At 68.5% G+C, this 15,500-nt stretch carries 12 protein-coding genes; 8 read left to right on the forward strand and 4 right to left on the reverse strand.

Annotated features, from left to right (window positions below; translation table 11 throughout):
- Positions 1-197: hypothetical protein (locus tag Q7P21_RS12870; protein WP_304177383.1), on the reverse strand; the 197-nt coding region annotated here is incomplete at its 3' end.
- A 59-nt stretch (positions 198-256) separates the two neighbouring features.
- Here Q7P21_RS12870 and Q7P21_RS12875 point away from each other — a divergent pair.
- Together Q7P21_RS12875 and pdeM are read left to right on the forward strand one after the other, a co-directional pair.
- Positions 257-2,737 (forward strand): ligase-associated DNA damage response DEXH box helicase, encoded by a 2,481-nt coding sequence (locus Q7P21_RS12875; RefSeq protein WP_304177384.1) that lies wholly within the window; start codon positions 257-259, stop codon positions 2,735-2,737.
- Complete coding sequence (gene pdeM, locus Q7P21_RS12880) at positions 2,734-3,459, forward strand: ligase-associated DNA damage response endonuclease PdeM (protein ID WP_304165381.1); 726 nt, start codon at positions 2,734-2,736, stop codon at positions 3,457-3,459. The genes Q7P21_RS12875 and pdeM overlap by 4 nt, the downstream gene beginning before the upstream one ends.
- Before the next feature lie 3 nt (positions 3,460-3,462).
- Here pdeM and Q7P21_RS12885 read toward each other — a convergent pair whose 3' ends face one another.
- A complete protein-coding gene (locus tag Q7P21_RS12885) occupies positions 3,463-3,912 on the reverse strand; it encodes a DUF3429 domain-containing protein (protein WP_304165379.1) in 450 nt (149 codons plus the stop codon).
- A gap of 85 nt (positions 3,913-3,997) precedes the next feature.
- Positions 3,998-7,012 (reverse strand): peptidoglycan-binding protein, encoded by a 3,015-nt coding sequence (locus tag Q7P21_RS12890; protein ID WP_304177386.1) that lies wholly within the window; start codon positions 7,010-7,012, stop codon positions 3,998-4,000.
- 326 nt (positions 7,013-7,338) lie between these two features.
- On the opposite strand from Q7P21_RS12890, the gene Q7P21_RS12895 reads away from it, so the two are divergent.
- Complete coding sequence (locus tag Q7P21_RS12895) at positions 7,339-7,545, forward strand: hypothetical protein (RefSeq protein WP_304165376.1); 207 nt, start codon at positions 7,339-7,341, stop codon at positions 7,543-7,545.
- 7 nt (positions 7,546-7,552) lie between these two features.
- Here Q7P21_RS12895 and Q7P21_RS12900 read toward each other — a convergent pair whose 3' ends face one another.
- Positions 7,553-9,226 carry a bifunctional lysylphosphatidylglycerol flippase/synthetase MprF gene (locus Q7P21_RS12900; protein ID WP_304165373.1) on the reverse strand — a complete coding sequence of 558 codons (1,674 nt, stop codon included), beginning with the start codon at positions 9,224-9,226 and terminating at the stop codon, positions 7,553-7,555.
- 161 nt (positions 9,227-9,387) lie between these two features.
- Here Q7P21_RS12900 and Q7P21_RS12905 point away from each other — a divergent pair, with 161 nt between their 5' ends.
- The 5 genes from Q7P21_RS12905 to Q7P21_RS12925 all read left to right on the forward strand — a co-directional run.
- Positions 9,388-10,611: an acyl-CoA dehydrogenase family protein gene (locus Q7P21_RS12905; RefSeq protein ID WP_304165371.1), complete on the forward strand. Its 1,224-nt coding sequence runs from the start codon at positions 9,388-9,390 to the stop codon at positions 10,609-10,611.
- An 87-nt stretch (positions 10,612-10,698) separates the two neighbouring features.
- Entirely contained in the window at positions 10,699-11,910 is a 1,212-nt protein-coding gene (locus Q7P21_RS12910; protein WP_304165369.1) for an acyl-CoA dehydrogenase family protein, read from the forward strand.
- Positions 11,911-11,979: 69 nt separating this feature from the next.
- Positions 11,980-13,191: an acyl-CoA dehydrogenase family protein gene (locus Q7P21_RS12915; protein WP_304177387.1), complete on the forward strand. Its 1,212-nt coding sequence runs from the start codon at positions 11,980-11,982 to the stop codon at positions 13,189-13,191.
- Positions 13,192-13,256: 65 nt separating this feature from the next.
- Positions 13,257-14,468 carry an acyl-CoA dehydrogenase family protein gene (locus tag Q7P21_RS12920; RefSeq protein ID WP_304165365.1) on the forward strand — a complete coding sequence of 404 codons (1,212 nt, stop codon included), beginning with the start codon at positions 13,257-13,259 and terminating at the stop codon, positions 14,466-14,468.
- Positions 14,469-14,598: 130 nt separating this feature from the next.
- The coding region (locus Q7P21_RS12925) for an acyl-CoA dehydrogenase family protein (protein WP_304177388.1) at positions 14,599-15,500 on the forward strand (902 nt) is incomplete at its 3' end.

Genomic DNA, 15,500 nt, shown 5'->3' on the forward strand with positions numbered 1-15,500 from the left:
CGGGGCGGCATGTTGAGCCCCAGGCGCTTGGCGGTCATGGCCGCGTGGGCCACCAGCACGGGGCCGTGCTCGAACAGATCGCGGGCGTCGGGCGCGCGGATCGCCGCCGCCTTCACGGCGTCGGCCGCCGCGGCGCGCGGGCCCGGCAGCACCACCAGGGCCGGGGCGAGGTCGAGACTCGGGGCTAGCGCGTTCACCTGATCCGACTAGCCGGTTTCGGCGTGAAACGGAACGGGAACATGCTATAGGCGAGACGATGGCCGAAGACGCGGGGGCCGGCCCCCATCTCCTTCCCGATCGCTTCGCTGCCTGGTTCGCGGGCCGGGGCTGGAGCGCGCGCGCCCATCAGCTGGAGATGATCGCCAAGGCGCGGGCCGGGCGCGACGCCCTGCTGATCGCACCGACCGGCGGCGGCAAGACGCTCGCCGGCTTCCTGCCCAGCCTGATCGAGCTCGCAGAACGCCCGCCCTCCAACACGCCGCGCGGAATCCACACCCTCTATATCTCGCCGCTCAAGGCCCTGGCGGTCGATGTCGAGCGTAACCTGATGGCGCCGATCCTCCAGATGGGCCTGCCCATCGTGGCCGAGAGCCGCACCGGCGACACCGGCATATCCCGCAAGCAACGCCAGCGGGTGAGGCCGCCAGACATCCTCTTGACCACGCCCGAGCAGCTCGCCCTGTTCTGCGCCTGGGAGGGGGCGAGGCTCTATTTCGAGAACCTGGCCTGCGTGATCGTCGACGAGATCCACGCCATCCATGCGTCCAAGCGCGGCGACCTGCTGGCCCTGGCTCTGGCCAGGCTGCAGATCTTCGCCCCGAACATGCGCCGCGTGGGCTTGTCGGCGACGGTGGATGATCCGGCCGTGATCCAGCGATGGCTGGGGTTCACGCCGCCCGAAGCCGGGGAAGAGAGGGCCGTCGACCTGGTGCGCGGCCCCGCCGGGGCGCAGCCGATCGTCGACATGCTGCTGTCCGAGGGCCGGGTGCCCTGGGCCGGTCACACCGCCCAGCACGCCATGGCCGAGGTCTATGACGTCATTCGCGGGGCCAAGACCGCCCTGGTCTTCGTCAACACCCGCTTCCAGGCCGAGTTCGCCTTCCAGGAGCTGTGGCGGCTGAACGAGGACAACCTGCCGATCGCCCTGCATCATGGCTCGCTCGCCGCCGAGCAGCGACGCAAGGTCGAGGCGGCCATGGCGCGGGGCGAGTTGAGGGCCGTCGTCTGCACCTCGACCCTCGACCTCGGCATCGACTGGGGCGATGTCGACCTGGTCATCCAGCTGGCCTCGCCCAAGGGCGCCAGCCGCATGGTGCAGCGGATCGGCCGGGCCAATCACCGTCTGGACGAGCCCAGCCGAGCCCTGTTCGTGCCGGCCAACCGTTTCGAGATGCTGGAGTGCCAGGCGGCGCGCGAGGCCATAGCCGAGAACCGCTTCGACGGCGACGCGGCCCGCGATGGGGCGCTGGACGTGCTGGCCCAGCACATCATGGGCCTGGCCTGTTCCGAGCCCTTCGACCTGCTCAGGCTCTATGACGAGGTCACCGCCGCCGGCCCCTATTGCGACCTTGCTTACGAGGACTTCGAGCAGGTCGTCGATTTCGTCTCGACCGGCGGCTACGCGCTCAAGACCTATGACCGGTTCCGTCGGATCGTGAAGGGCCAGGACGGGCTGTGGCGGGTGCGCGACGCCGCCACGGCCCAGCGCCACCGGCTGAATGTCGGAGCGATCCTGTCGCCGGCCGTGCTGTCGGTGCGGATCGCCATGGGCAAGTCCCTGCGCGGCGGCCGCAAGATCGGCGAGGTCGAGGAGGGCTATCTGGAAATGCTCGACCCCGGCGACACCTTCGTCTTCGCCGGCCAGGTCTGGAAGCTGGTGGCGGTGACGGGTCTGGACGTCCTGGTCAGTCCCGCCGCCGACAAGGATCCGAAGATGCCCTCTTGGGGCGGCTCGAAGTTCGCGCTCTCGACCTTCCTGGCCAAGCGGGTGCGCGAGCTGATGTTCGACGAGGCCCATTGGCAGGTGCTGCCCGCCGATGTGCGCGAATGGCTGGAAATGCAGAAGGACCGCTCGCTGATCGTCGGCGAGGACGAACTGCTGCTCGAGACCTTCCCGCGCGGGCGTCGCCATTTCCTGGTCTGCTACCCCTTCGAGGGCCGGCTGGCGCACACCACGCTCGCCATGCTGTTGACGCGCCGGCTGGAGCGGATGGGCGCCGCGCCCCTGGGCTTCGTCTGCAACGACTACGCGGTCGCGGTCTGGGCGCTGAAGCCCCTGGACGGGCTCGACTATGACGAACTGTTCGACCAGGACATGCTGGGCGACGATCTGGAGGCCTGGCTGGCCGAGAGCTTCATGATGAAGCGCGCCTTCAAAGGATGCGCCATCATCGGGGGCTTGATCGAGCGCCGATTCCCCGGCGAGCATCAGAAGTCCGGTCGCCAGGTGACCTTCTCCACGGATCTGATCTACGACGTGTTGCGCCGCCACCAACCCGACCACCTGCTGCTGCGCTGCGCGCGCCAGGACGCCGCCACCGGCCTGATTGACGTGGCGCGGCTGGGCCAGTTGTTGAACCGGATCAAGGGCCGCATCCGTCACGCCGCGCTTGACCACCTTTCGCCGTTCTCGGTGCCGATCCTGCTGGAGATCGGCAAGGAGCGCTCCCCCGGCGGGGCCGGAGAGATGATCCTGTCCGAGGCCGAGGACGACCTGATCGCCGAGGCCACCCAATGAGCGCCCTGCCCCGCCCCGCCTATGACTTCGCCGTCAGCGCCTGTGGCGGCCTTCGCACCACGGTCGCCGGGGTCCAGGTCTTGATGCGGGCGTCTGGCGCCCTGTGGCTGGAGGCGTCACGAGTGCTGATCGTCGCCGATCTGCACCTGGAAAAGGGCAGCGCCTATGCGGCGCGGGGCCAGATGCTGCCCCCCTATGACACCCGCGAGACCCTGGGTCGGCTGGCGGCCGAGGCCGAGGCGCTCCGCCCCGACGCCATAGTGCTGTTGGGCGACACGTTCCACGACGGCCGATCCGAGGAGCGGTTGGCCGCCGACGACGCGGCGCGGCTGCGGGCCCTGGCCCAGGGGCGAACCCTGATCTGGGTCGTCGGCAATCACGACGCCGACGGCCCCCGCGCCCTGCCCGGCGAGATCGCCGACGAACTGGTCCTGGCGGGCCTGACCCTGCGCCACGAACCCCAGGCCGGACCGCAATTCAGCGAGGTGGCCGGCCACCTGCATCCTGCCGCGCGGGTGACGGCCACCCGGGGCACGGTGCGCCGGCGGTGTTTCATCAGCGACGGGGAGCGGGTGATCCTGCCGGCCTTCGGCGCCTATGCCGGAGGACTGAATGTCCGCGACGCGGCCTTCGCCGGGATGTTCATCCGCCCGCCCCTGGCCGGAGCCCTGGGCCCCCATCGCGTCCACGCGGTCGGCTGGCGTTCGCTGACCGGCGACTGATCCCTACATCCGCAGGGCTTTTTCCAGGGCCAGGGCCAGGGACACGCAGGCCCCCAGGGTCAGGACCGTCATCAGGCGGGGGAAGCGCGAGGGCGTGTCCGGCGCCTGCTGGTCGAACAGCCATTGCAGGATGAAGGCGGCGATGAAGCCGGTGAGGATCCAGGCGTCGTCGATGTCGCCGCGCAGGGCGACCAGGCCCCAGGCGCTGATCGGCGACAGGGTGGAAACCGCCAGCCGGGTCCAGCGCGGATCGGTCCGGCCGCTTTCCAGCCCCCAGCGGATACCGCCCAGGAAGCCCAGCATCACGCCCGACCAGGTGATCAGCACATTGAGCCCATGGCCGGCCATGACGCCGGAACCGTAGGCATAGACCGCCGCCGAGATCGGAAAGCCGCTAAGCCCCAGAAGGGCGATGACCCAGATGGCGCGAGGCGCGTCGGACTCTGCGTCCACGTAGGTCTCCCGAAAGCAGCCTGGGCCTCGCAGGCTCAACCATGGCCTACGAGACGCGCGAAGGTAAAGCCCCGCTTTCGGCGGATCAGCGCGTGAAGATCGCCAGACGCGAGACCGTGCCCGGGTCCAGCACGCCCGTGGCGGCCACGCCCTGGTCGCGCTGATAGGCGGCGACGGCCAGCTTGAGCGCCGGCGAGGGCGAGCCATCCGTCGGGCCCTGGTAGTAGCCCAGCCGCGACAGCGCCTTCTGGGCGGTGGCGACCACCGGCGGGGCCGCGCCCAGGCTGGCGGTGGCGGGCGGCGTCGCCGAGGGGTTCTGCTGGGCCGGACGGAAGGCGGAGGCCGCGCGCTCGGCCACGGTCCGGGCGTCGGGCGACAGGGTGGTCTTCAGCTGGTCGGCGCGCTTGCGCGCATCGCCGTCGCCGGTGCGGGCGGCGATCAGGTACCACTTATAGGCCTCGGCCGGGTTCTGGCTGACCCCCAGTCCCTGCTCATAGAGCGCCGCCAGATTGTACTGGCTGTCGACCAGGCCCAGGTCGGCCGCGCGGCGGAACCACTGGGCGGCCGTGGTGGAGTTCTTGGCCCCGCCCGCGCCGGAGAAATAGGCGATGCCGAGATTGTGCATGGCCTTGCGGTCACCGCCCTCGGCGGCGCGCTCGGTCCAGCGACGGGCTTCGATCAGATCCTTTTTCACCCCGCCCTCGCCATTCTCATAGAGCTTGGCGAGATAGAACTGGGCAGGGGCGTAGCCGCTGGCGGCCACCTTCTTGAGGTCGTCGACACCGCCCGGCTTGGCCTGCTCGACCGCCGTGGTCGCGGCTTCGAAGCGGCCGGACAGATCCGGGGTGTCAGCCGAGACCGGCGCCACCGGGGTGATCGCCTGGGGCGCCAGGGCCACCGACACCCGCGGGCTGGGCCCGAACGGGGTGGTGTCTGCCTCGGAGGCCATGATCTCCTTGGCCTTACCGCCCGACATGGCGCTGATCGCATCGGCCACCCGCTGCGGCGGAGCGCCGCCGGGCTTGCCTTCCATCAGCACGAAGCCCGCTGCGCCAACGCTGAGCGCCGCGGCGCCGCCGACCACCAGCAGGGCGGTCTGCAGGGACGACCCTGCCGAGCGCTTCGGACGCTGGGCGCCGAAGCCCGCGAACAGCGAGGCCCCACCCGCCGGCTTGGCGAGCTTTTCCGGCTTGGCCGGTCGGTCCTTGGCCTTGCGCGCCTTGGCGTCGGACTGGCTGGCGGCGCGGGCCGCCGCGCGGGCCTGCTCGATGACCTCGCGGGTGGAGAGCGGACGGGACGGGTCGCGAACCTGCGGCGGGTCGCCCACGGCCATGAAGTCGGCGGGCGCCTCGTCGATCGCGGGATCGTCGGTGAAGTCATCGGCGCCGAAATCGTCGGAGGCGCTGGGCGACAGATCCGCGAAGCCGTCGGCGGCTTCGAAGTCCTGGGCGTCAAAGGCCGGGCGCTGGGGTTCGTTGGGGAACGGCGCGGCATAGGCCTGGCCGGTCTCGGGCGGGGTCAACGGCGCGGAGAACGCCTGACGGGCCAAGGGATCGCCCTCGACCTCACCCGTCCCGAAGCTGGGGAAGGGGTCTTCGCCGAAGGGCGACGGCGCCTCGCGCTTGGGCGGCGCCGGAGCGGCGACCGCCACCGGGCCGGCCGCGATGGATTCCTGCATGCGCCGGCCGGTCTCGGCCAGGCGCGCATCGATCTTCTCGCGGGCTTCCTCCAGCAGGCGGGCGGTGCGCTCCTCGCTCTGGCGGATCCGCTCCACCAGATCGTCGGAGGCGCGCTCGCTCCGCTGGTTCATCTTCTCCGTGACGCGGGCCACCTGTTCGCCAACGTCGTCGATGGCCTGGGCCGAGCGGCGCTCGGAGCTGGCGATCCGTTCGGTGAGGCGGTCGGTGATGCGGCCGATCTCGGCGCCCAGCTTCTCCAGGGCCTCGGCGTGAACGTTCTCGGTCTTGCCCAGTCGCGATTCCATCGCCTGGGCGATGCGAGCCACCTCGCCGCCCACCTGCTCGATGGCGTCGGCGCTGCGGTTCTCGGTGCTCTGGACTCGACGGTTGAGGGTCTCGGCCATGGTCAGGACCTCCCGGCCCATCCGCTCGATCGCCTGGGCGGAGCGCTGTTCCGCCCGCCGCACATGCTCGGCCATTTCGGAGAGCTTGCGCTCCATCCGGTCGAAACGTCCGTCGGCCGCGACCTGCAGCTTCTGGGCGACCTCGCTCCGCGTCGCCTCGACCCGGTTCGACAGATTGGCGGCCAGTTGCTCCAGGCGTTGGTCAATGGCCGGCGAACCGCCGCCCTCGACCGACTTCACCCGGCTGTCGAGCCCGGTGAAGGCCGCCCTCAGGCTGTCCATGGCCTCGGTCGTGCGGGCCTCGACCTCGTCCAGGCGCGCGCCCACGCGGTTGACGACCTGCTCGATGACGTCGACGGAAGCCGCGCCATTGGGCTCGGTCTGCTCGACCCGCGCGCGCAGGGCGGTCAGGGTCTCGCGAGTGCGCGCCTCGCCCTCATAGAGATGGTTGGCGACCTTGCCGAGCGCCTGTTCCAGGGCGCGCAGGGCCTCGGCCGATCGGGGGCCCTGGGCCTCCTGTTCGACGCGGCGCAGGCGTTCAGCCGTCCGCGCCTGCTCGGTGCGGGCCTCCTCGACCGCGCCCTCGAAGCGGGCGGCGACCGCGACGCTCTCGCGCTCGGCGGCCTCGATACGGGCGATCGCGTCGCGCACCGAATGCTCGACGCCCGTGACGGCCAGGCCGGTGCGGCCCTCTGAGGTCTCGATCCGCTCGGTCAGCCGATCCAGCGCCAGGGCGACGCGGCCCAGTTCATCGGCGGGATGCTCCGGCGCCTCAAAGCGCGAGGGCGCCGGCCGCTGGGGGGCGGCTTCGGGCTCGGACCGCCGGGGGGTCTCGTAATAGGTGCGGACCGGCCGCTCGACCTGCGGCGGCGCCTGCTGTTGGAACTGGGGCGGCGGCGGAGCCGGAGCCTCGATCTCGTCGGGCTCCTCGATGAACCGGGTGTCGGGGGCGAACTTGGTGTCGGTGAAGTAGCTCTCGGACGCTATGTCCTCCGGGCCCTCTTCCTCGAGGATCATCCGGTTCAGCCATTCGCCGAGAGTCAGTCCCTCGCGCCGGGCAAGGTCCTTTGCGACCTCCCGCGCCTTAGGGTCTATCCCCTTGACGCTCCATGGCGCCCCAGACGTCATACCGAATCGTTCTCCCAGCACTAGATTTTGACGCTAGCCACCGATCCCTGGGGTGTAAACGCGACGTTAACGCTAGATATAGCGTCTCACGCGATTGCCTGTGGATGACGGGGGCTGCTGAGAGAAGCCAAGCCCCAGCGTGGTTAACGGTTGGTGAAGGGTTAACGCGACGTTCACCTTTGCCGCGGGGGCGGGCCTGCGGTAGGGCGTCGCAGATGAGCCTTTCCACCACTCTGGCGGTCATCGCCGTCCTGACCGCCATCGCCCTGTTCAGCGGCTGGCGCGGCGCCCGGCCCTGGGATCCGCGTCGCGGGCCACGGCTCATGCCGTGGCGCCTGATCATGGTCACCGCCGCGACCGGCGGGATGATCTTCCTGGTCCATCTGGTGAACCTGCTGGGCGTCACGACCGGACGTCCCTGAGCCCTGGTCAGGCGGCTTCGCGCAGCGGCGCGGGCTCCTCGGTCTTCTTCGGGCGCTTGGCCAGGCCCGCGACCCCGCCGGAGGACAACAGCCCGACATCGGCCAGCAACAGGGGGATGGTCCATTTGCGTGGGGCGGCGATATAGCGCGGCTGCCAGAGCGGGTCGTACTTGTCCTTGTACCGGCGTACGCCCTGGAAATTGTACAGGTCCTCGCCGCGCTCGAAGAACATATGGCCGACCCGCGACAGGATCGGCGCGAGCGGCCGGTCCTCAAGCCCGGCCAGCGGGGCCATGCCGAACTCGAAGGCCTGATAGCCCTGAGCCCGACCCCAGGCGATCAGCTCGACGAACAGATAGTCCATGATGTTCTTGGGCGCGTCGTCGCCGTAGCGCATCAGGTCCATGGAGAAGGAGGTGCGCGCCGCGGTGGTCCACAGGGTGGCGAAAGCCACGATCCGACCTTCGAAGCGCACCACGGCCACCGGGAACTCCGGCACATAGCCCGGATGGAACCCGCCCATGGAGAAGCCCTTCTCGCCGCCGGCATGATTGGCGAGCCAGGCCTCGGAGATGGCCGCCAGGTCCGGCAGGATCTCGCCCACCCGGGGCGGCAGGACGATCTCGAAGGTCGCCCCCTCCTCCCCTGCCTTGCGCCAGGCGCGACGCAGGTTGCCGCGCTTGCGGCCCTCGATCTGGAAGCTGTCCAGCGGCACGGCCGCAGACTCGCCCACCTTCTGGATGGAGAAGCCGAGTTCGACGATATCGGGCAGGTCATCGGCGCCGATGCCGTAGATGCCGCAGCGCGCCGCATGGGCGTCGGCGAGCTCACGGAACCGCCAGAGCAGTTCCAGTCGTTCGCTACGCTGGCCGACCGGAGCGCCCAGCGCGATCCAGGACCGGCCGCGCACCCCGAACATCAGGAAGCTGTCGCCAGAGGCCGAGAACAGGAACCGCTTGTCGCCCAGCAGCGCCAGGTTGGAGCCCGGCTCGGCGGCCTCGGCGCTGGCCAGTATGGCGCGCACCTTGTGGAAATCGGGGTCGGCCTCGCCGATGATCTTCGGCGTCGCCGCCGTAGCCAACAGCCGCCAAAGCCCAAAGGCGAACAGGGCGATGGCCGAGCCGCCCCAGGCGCGCATGGAGCGCGCGGCGTCGGCGTCGACCATGGTCTTCCAGAACGGCTGGTCGCCATAGTCGGCATGCTGGAACGACCACAGCCCGACCAGCCCCGCGCCCAGCAGCACCGCGAAGGCCGAGAACAGCCAGCCGGGGGTGATCTCCATCCGGGTCAGGGTCGATTCGCGCGGGAAGGCGGCGCGGAACGGCGACAGCAGCAGGGCCAGGACCAGCAGCGCCGTGGATTCCTCCCAGACGAAACCCTTCAGCAGGGCGAGCGGGGCGGCGATCAGCAGGGCGGCCATGGTCGCGGCCCAGGCGCCGCCGAGGCGCGCCCTCAGACCGAAGGCCAGCATCACCAGGGTCAGGCCCATGACACTCGACAGGAAGTGGCTGGTCTCGATCAGGAAGGCCGGGGTGTGGTCCCAGACCACCATGAAATGGTCCGGCACCGAAGGGGTCGCGCCAGAGATCAGCAGCATGACGCCCGCGCCCAGGGTCAGGGCGGCGCCCACGAAGGGAGCTGCGGCGAACAGGGCCGGCTTCAGTTCCCACCAGAATCTCATCTACCGTCCATGCGCCGTGAAAGATGTCCCCTCATACAGGGCGATCGCATCCACGGCCACCGCCGCCGCGTAGGTCAAACAAGCGTTCGTTTCCCTTGCTCTTGAGGCGCCCGACGCTAATGTGGCGCGCGAAAAGCCTATGTTTCTGACGGGAGAATTCCATGGCCGACTTCGGCGGCGGCGACCTCGACGCATTCCGGGGTGAAGTGCGCGGCTGGCTTGAAGCCAACTATCCTGCGGAACTACGCGACCCCAAGGCCAAGACCGATTCGGAAGCCATCTGGGGCGGCCGCGCCTTCGCGGGCTCCGACGATCCCCAGACGGTCTGGATGCGCGCCGCGGCGGCCAAGGGCTACACCGCGCCCACCTGGCCCACGGAGTATGGCGGCGCCGGCCTGACCCCGGCCCAGGCCCGGGCCTTCGAGCAGGAGCTCTCGGCCGGCAAGTACCGCCAGCCCCTGGCCTCATTCGGCATCTGGATGCTGGGTCCCGTGCTGCTGGAATACGGCAACGAGGACCAGAAAAAAGAACACCTGCCCAAGATCATCAATGGCGATTTTCGGTGGTGCCAAGGTTATTCGGAACCGGGCGCCGGGTCCGACCTCGCCTCCCTGCAAACCAAGTGCGAGGACAAGGGCGACCACTGGCTGATTAACGGCCAAAAAATCTGGACATCTTACGCCAACAAGGCGGACTGGTGCTTCTGCCTGGTCCGGACCGACACCTCCAAGAAGCACGAGGGCATTTCCTTCGTGCTGATCGACATGACCACGCCGGGCGTCGAGACCCGCCCGATCCAGCTGATCTCCGGCGAGAGCCCGTTCTGCGAGACCTTCTTCACCGACGTGAAGGTTCCTAAGGCCAATCTGATCGGCAAGGTCAATGGCGGCTGGGAAATCGCCAAGCGGCTCCTGCAGTATGAGCGCCAAAACATCTCAGGCGGCTTCGGCGGCGGCGGCGGAGCCGGCGGCGCGGCCGGCGATCTGGGTTCGATCGCCAAGACCTATCTGGGCGTGGACGAAAGCGGGGCCCTGGCCGACGCCGACCTGCGCACCCGGATCACCAAGAACAACATGGACTTCCGCACGCTGTTCATGACCATCCAGCGCACCGCCGCCGAGGCCAAGGCCTCCAATGGTCCGAGCGCGGCGACCTCGATCATAAAGTACGCGGCCGCGTCCTTCGCTCAGGAGCGCTCGGAACTGATGGTCGAGTCCATGGGCGCCCAGGGCCTGGGCTGGGATGGCGACGCCTATAGCGGCCTGGAGATCACCGCCGTGCGCGGCTGGCTGCGGTCCAAGGGCAACTCCATCGAGGGCGGCACCTCGGAAGTGAACATCAACGTGGTGGCCAAGCGCGTGCTGGGCCTGCCCGACCCGAAATAGACCCGACCGGCGGCGCCCGAAATTTTGGCGGGCGGCGTCCACAGACCTTTGTTTGTTCGACCCATTTTCGACTGAAGGCGAATTTCCATGGCTGATTTCGGCGGCGCCGACACCGAGGCCTTCCGCAAGGAAGCGCGCGACTGGCTTGAGGCCAACTTCCCGGCGGAGCTGGCCAATGATCCGGCCGCCCAGCTGGCCGGCATGGGGGGCGGCAAGGAAAGCCCCGACGCCAGGCTCTGGCGCGAGCGCATGGGCGCCAAGGGCTGGGGCGTCGCGACCTGGCCGGCCGAGTATGGCGGCGGCGGGCTGTCCCGCGCCGAGGCCCGGGTGCTGGCCGAGGAAATGGCCAAGATCGGCGCCCGCAACCCGATCGGCGGCATGGGCGTGATGATGTTCGGCCCGACCTTGATCGAGTACGGGACCGAGGCCCTGAAGCGCCAGCACCTGCCCGGGATCGTCACGGGTTCGGTCCGCTGGTGCCAGGGCTATTCCGAGCCGGGCTCCGGCTCCGACCTCGCCAGCCTGCAGACCAAGTGCGAGGACAAGGGCGACCACTGGCTGATCAACGGGTCGAAGATCTGGACGAGCGGGGCCAACCTCGCCGACTGGTGCTTCTGCCTGGTCCGTACCGATTCTTCGAAAAAACACGAGGGGATTTCCTTCGTGCTGATCGACATGACCGCCCCGGGCGTCGAGGTGCGGCCGATCCTGCTGATCAACGGCACCTCGCCGTTCTGCGAGACCTTCTTCACCGACGTGAAGGTTCCCAAGGACCAGCTGTTCGGCCCGCTGAACGGCGGCTGGACGGTGGCCAAGCGGCTCTTGCAGTTCGAGCGCGACAACATCTCGGCGGGCCTGGGCGGCGGTTCGATCGGCGCGCCGGTGTTCGCGCTGACCGTCGAGCAGGCGGCCAAGGACTATGTGGGCCTGGACGAGACCGGCCGGCTGGCGGATTCCGATCTGCGCCGCCGGGTCATCGAACACCAGATGGAGACCCGCGCCTTCCAGCTGACCGTGCGCCGTGCGGCCGACGAGTCCCGGGCCGGCAATGGCCCCTCGGCCGCCACCTCGATCATGAAATACGCCGGCGCCAAGATCGCCCAGGACCGCAACGAACTGATCGTCGAGGCCCTGGGCATGGCCGGCGTCGGCTGGACCGGCGAGGGCTATTCGCCCGCCGAACTGGCCGCCGTCCGGACCTGGCTGCGCTCGAAGGGCAATTCGATCGAGGGCGGCACGTCGGAGATCAATCTCAACGTGGTGTCCAAGCGCGTGCTTGGCCTGCCGGACCCGAAGTAGCGGGACTCCTTCCGGACGAAATTCGTGTTATAATGACTGATAACATAATGAATTTTAGGGAGAATTTTTATGGCTGATTTCGGAGGCGCTGATACCGAGGCGTTTCGCGCTGAGGCGCGCGACTGGCTCGCCGCCAATTTCCCCGCGTCCCTGGGCGCCGACAAGGCCGCCCTCGAAGCCCTGGTGATGAGCCCGGCCAAGCCGGAGGGCGACCACGCCGTCTGGAAAGAGCGCATGGCCGCCAAGGGCTGGGGCGTTCCCACCTGGCCGAAGTCCCTGGGCGGCGGCGGCCTGTCGCCGGCCGAGACCCGGGTGCTGGCCCAGGAGATGGCCGCCATCGGCGCGGTCAATCCGATCGTCGGCATGGGCGTCAACATGTTCGGCCCGACGCTCTTGGAATACGGCACGGAAGAGCAGAAGCAGAAGTACATCCCCGACATCGCGACGGGAAAGGTGCGCTGGTGCCAGGGCTTCTCCGAGCCGGGCGCCGGCTCCGACCTCGCCAGCCTGCAGACCAAGGCCGAGGACAAGGGCGACCACTTCCTGGTCAACGGTTCGAAGATCTGGACAAGCGGTGGTCAGTATGCCGACATGATCTTCTGCCTAGTCCGCACAGACAACACCAAGAAGCACGAAGGTATTTCCTTCGTGGTCTTCTCGATGCACCAGCCGAATGTTGAAGTTCGCCCGATCAAGCTGATCGCCGGCAACTCGCCCTTCTGCGAAACCTTCTTCACCGACGTGAAGGTGCCGAAGGAAAACCTGATCGGACCGCTGAACGGCGGCTGGAGCGTGGCCAAGCGCCTGCTGCAGCATGAACGCTCGGGCATGGGCGGCCGCATGGGCTCGTCGAAGTCCAAGGAGCCGGCGCTCGGCGTGATCGCCAAGAAGTATGTGGGGGAAGACGCGGCCGGCCGGCTGGCCGACAGCGACCTGCGCACCCGGGTCGTCCTCAACGAGATCGACCAGCGCGCCCTGCAACTGACCGTCGCCCGCGCGGCCCAGGAGTCCAAGGGCAATTCCGGCCCCTCGGCCGCCACCTCGATCATGAAGAACGCCAATATGAAGGTCGCCCAGGACCGGGCGGAACTGACGCTCGAGTTCATGGGCGCCCAGGGCCTGGGCTGGGAGGGTGGCGATTTCACCCCCGAAGAACTGGCCGCCGTGCGCGGCTGGCTTTCCGGCAAGGCGGGTTCGATCTATGGGGGTTCCAACGAGGTGCAGAACAACATCATCTCGAAGCGCATCCTGGGTCTGCCCGATCTGACCCAGAGCCATTAGGGACCAACTTCACCGGCGTTTGACCGGACTTTTTTGAACCGACGATTTTTCAATGGAGACTTTTCATGGCTGACTTTGGAGGCGGTGACCTCGAGGCCTTCCGCGGCGAAGTGCGCGGATGGGTCGAGGCCAACTTCCCGGCCGGACTCAAGGGCCGTCCGAACCCGATGATGCGCGAGGAGCGCGCGACCCCCAGCGCCGACCAGGAAGCCTGGCGCAAGGCGGTGGGCGCCAAGGGTTGGGGCGTTCCCACCTGGCCGGCGGCCTATGGTGGCGGCGGCCTGTCGGCGGCCGAGGGCCGGGTGATCCAGCAGGAATTCGGCCGCGCCGGCGCCTATAACCCGATCGGCGGCATGGGCGTGATGATGTTCGGCCCGACTCTGCTGGAGTACGGCACCGAAGATCAGAAGATGGAGCATATTCCGCCCATCTGCCGTGGCGATCTTCAGTGGTGCCAAGGTTTCTCGGAGCCGGGCGCCGGTTCCGACCTGGCCTCTCTTCAGTGCAAGGCTGAGGACAAGGGCGACCATTACCTGATTAACGGCCAAAAGATCTGGACGTCAGGCGCTCAATACGCGGACTGGTGCTTCTGCCTCGTGCGGACCGATACCTCGAAGAAGCACGAAGGCATTTCCTTCGTCCTCTTCACCATGCATCAGCCGGGCGTCGAAGTGCGGCCGATCAAGCTGATCGCCGGCAACTCGCCCTTCTGCGAAACCTTCCTGACCGACGCCAAGGCGGACAAGAAGAACCTGGTCGGCCCGCTGAACGGCGGCTGGACCATCGCCAAGCGCCTGCTGCAGCATGAGCGTTCGGGCCTGTCGGGCGCCGGCGGCGGCGGCGGGTTCGGCATGGCGGCCAAGCCGCTGCCGAAGCTGGCCAAGGACTATGTCGGCGAAGACGCCGACGGCCGCCTGTCGGACACCGACCTGCGCACCCGCATCATCATGAACGAGATCGACGGCCGCGCCTTCCAGCAGACCGCCGTGCGCGCGATGATGGAATCGAAGGGCAATTCCGGCCCCTCGGCCGCCACCTCGATCATGAAGAACGCCGGCACCCGCTGGATGCAGGACAAGGCCGAACTGACCCTGGAGATCATGGGTCACCAGGGCCTGGGCTGGGAAGGCGAGACCTTTACGCCTGAGGAGCTGGGCGCCGTGCGCGGCTGGCTGGGCGGCAAGGCCACGACCATCTATGGCGGCAGCCAGGAGGTGCAGAACAACATCATCTCCAAGCGCATCCTGGGCCTGCCGGACCTGACGCAGAACAACTAGGGCCTTGGGCGCCCCTAGGGTCAGCCGATTACGGTCGGCGGCCAGAGGGGCGAACGGCCTTCGCATAAGACACACATCGAGATTTCATAGGGACTAGAGACAAATGGCTGTTCTGAACGAAGAACAAAGCATGCTCCGCGACGCCGCGAAGAGCTGGGTGCAGGAAAAAAGCCCGGTGACCGCGTTCCGCAAGATGCGCGATAGCGGCACGCCGCTGGGCTACGACGCCGACGCCTGGAACGAGCAGGCGGAAATGGGCTGGGCCGGGGTGATCATTCCGGAAGACTTCGGCGGCTCGAACTTCGGCTATCTGAGCCTGGGCCTGATCCTGGAAGAAATGGGCCGCACGCTGACGGCCTCGCCGCTGCTGGCCTCGGGCCTGGCCGCTGCGTCGGCCCTGATCCTCGGCGGCTCGGACGCCCAGAAGGGCGAATGGCTGCCCAAGATCGCCGACGGCTCGCTGGTCGCCACGCTCGCCGTGGACGAAGGCGCGCACCACGCCCCTGACAAGGTCGCCGCCAAGGCCGAGAAGGCCGGCGCGGGCTACAAGATCACCGGCAAGAAGACCTTCGTGCTCGAAGGCCCGGCCGCCGGCCTGTTCATCGTCTCGGCCCGCACCTCGGGCGCGGCCGGCGACAAGGACGGCATCAGCCTGTTCCTGGTGAAGGCCGACGACGCCGGCGTCACCAAGCAGAACCTGAAGCTGGCCGACAGCCGCGGCGTCTCGAACGTCGAGTTCAACGGCGCGGCCGGCGACCTGCTGGGCGAAGAAGGCAAGGGCTATCCGGTCCTGGAAAAGACCCTCGACCGGGCCCGCGCCGGCGTCTGCGCCGAAATGCTGGGCGCCGCCGTCCAGGCCTTCGAAACCACGCTCGACTATCTCAAGGTCCGCGTGCAGTTCGGCCAGGTGATCGGCTCCTTCCAGGCCCTGCAGCACCGCGCGGCCAAGATGTTCACCGACCTGGAACTGGCCCGCTCGGCCGTCGAAGCCGCGCTCACCGCCATCGACAATGACAGCCCCGACGTGCCGGA

The organism is Phenylobacterium aquaticum, from assembly GCF_947378715.1.
Classification (GTDB): domain Bacteria; phylum Pseudomonadota; class Alphaproteobacteria; order Caulobacterales; family Caulobacteraceae; genus Phenylobacterium; species Phenylobacterium aquaticum_A.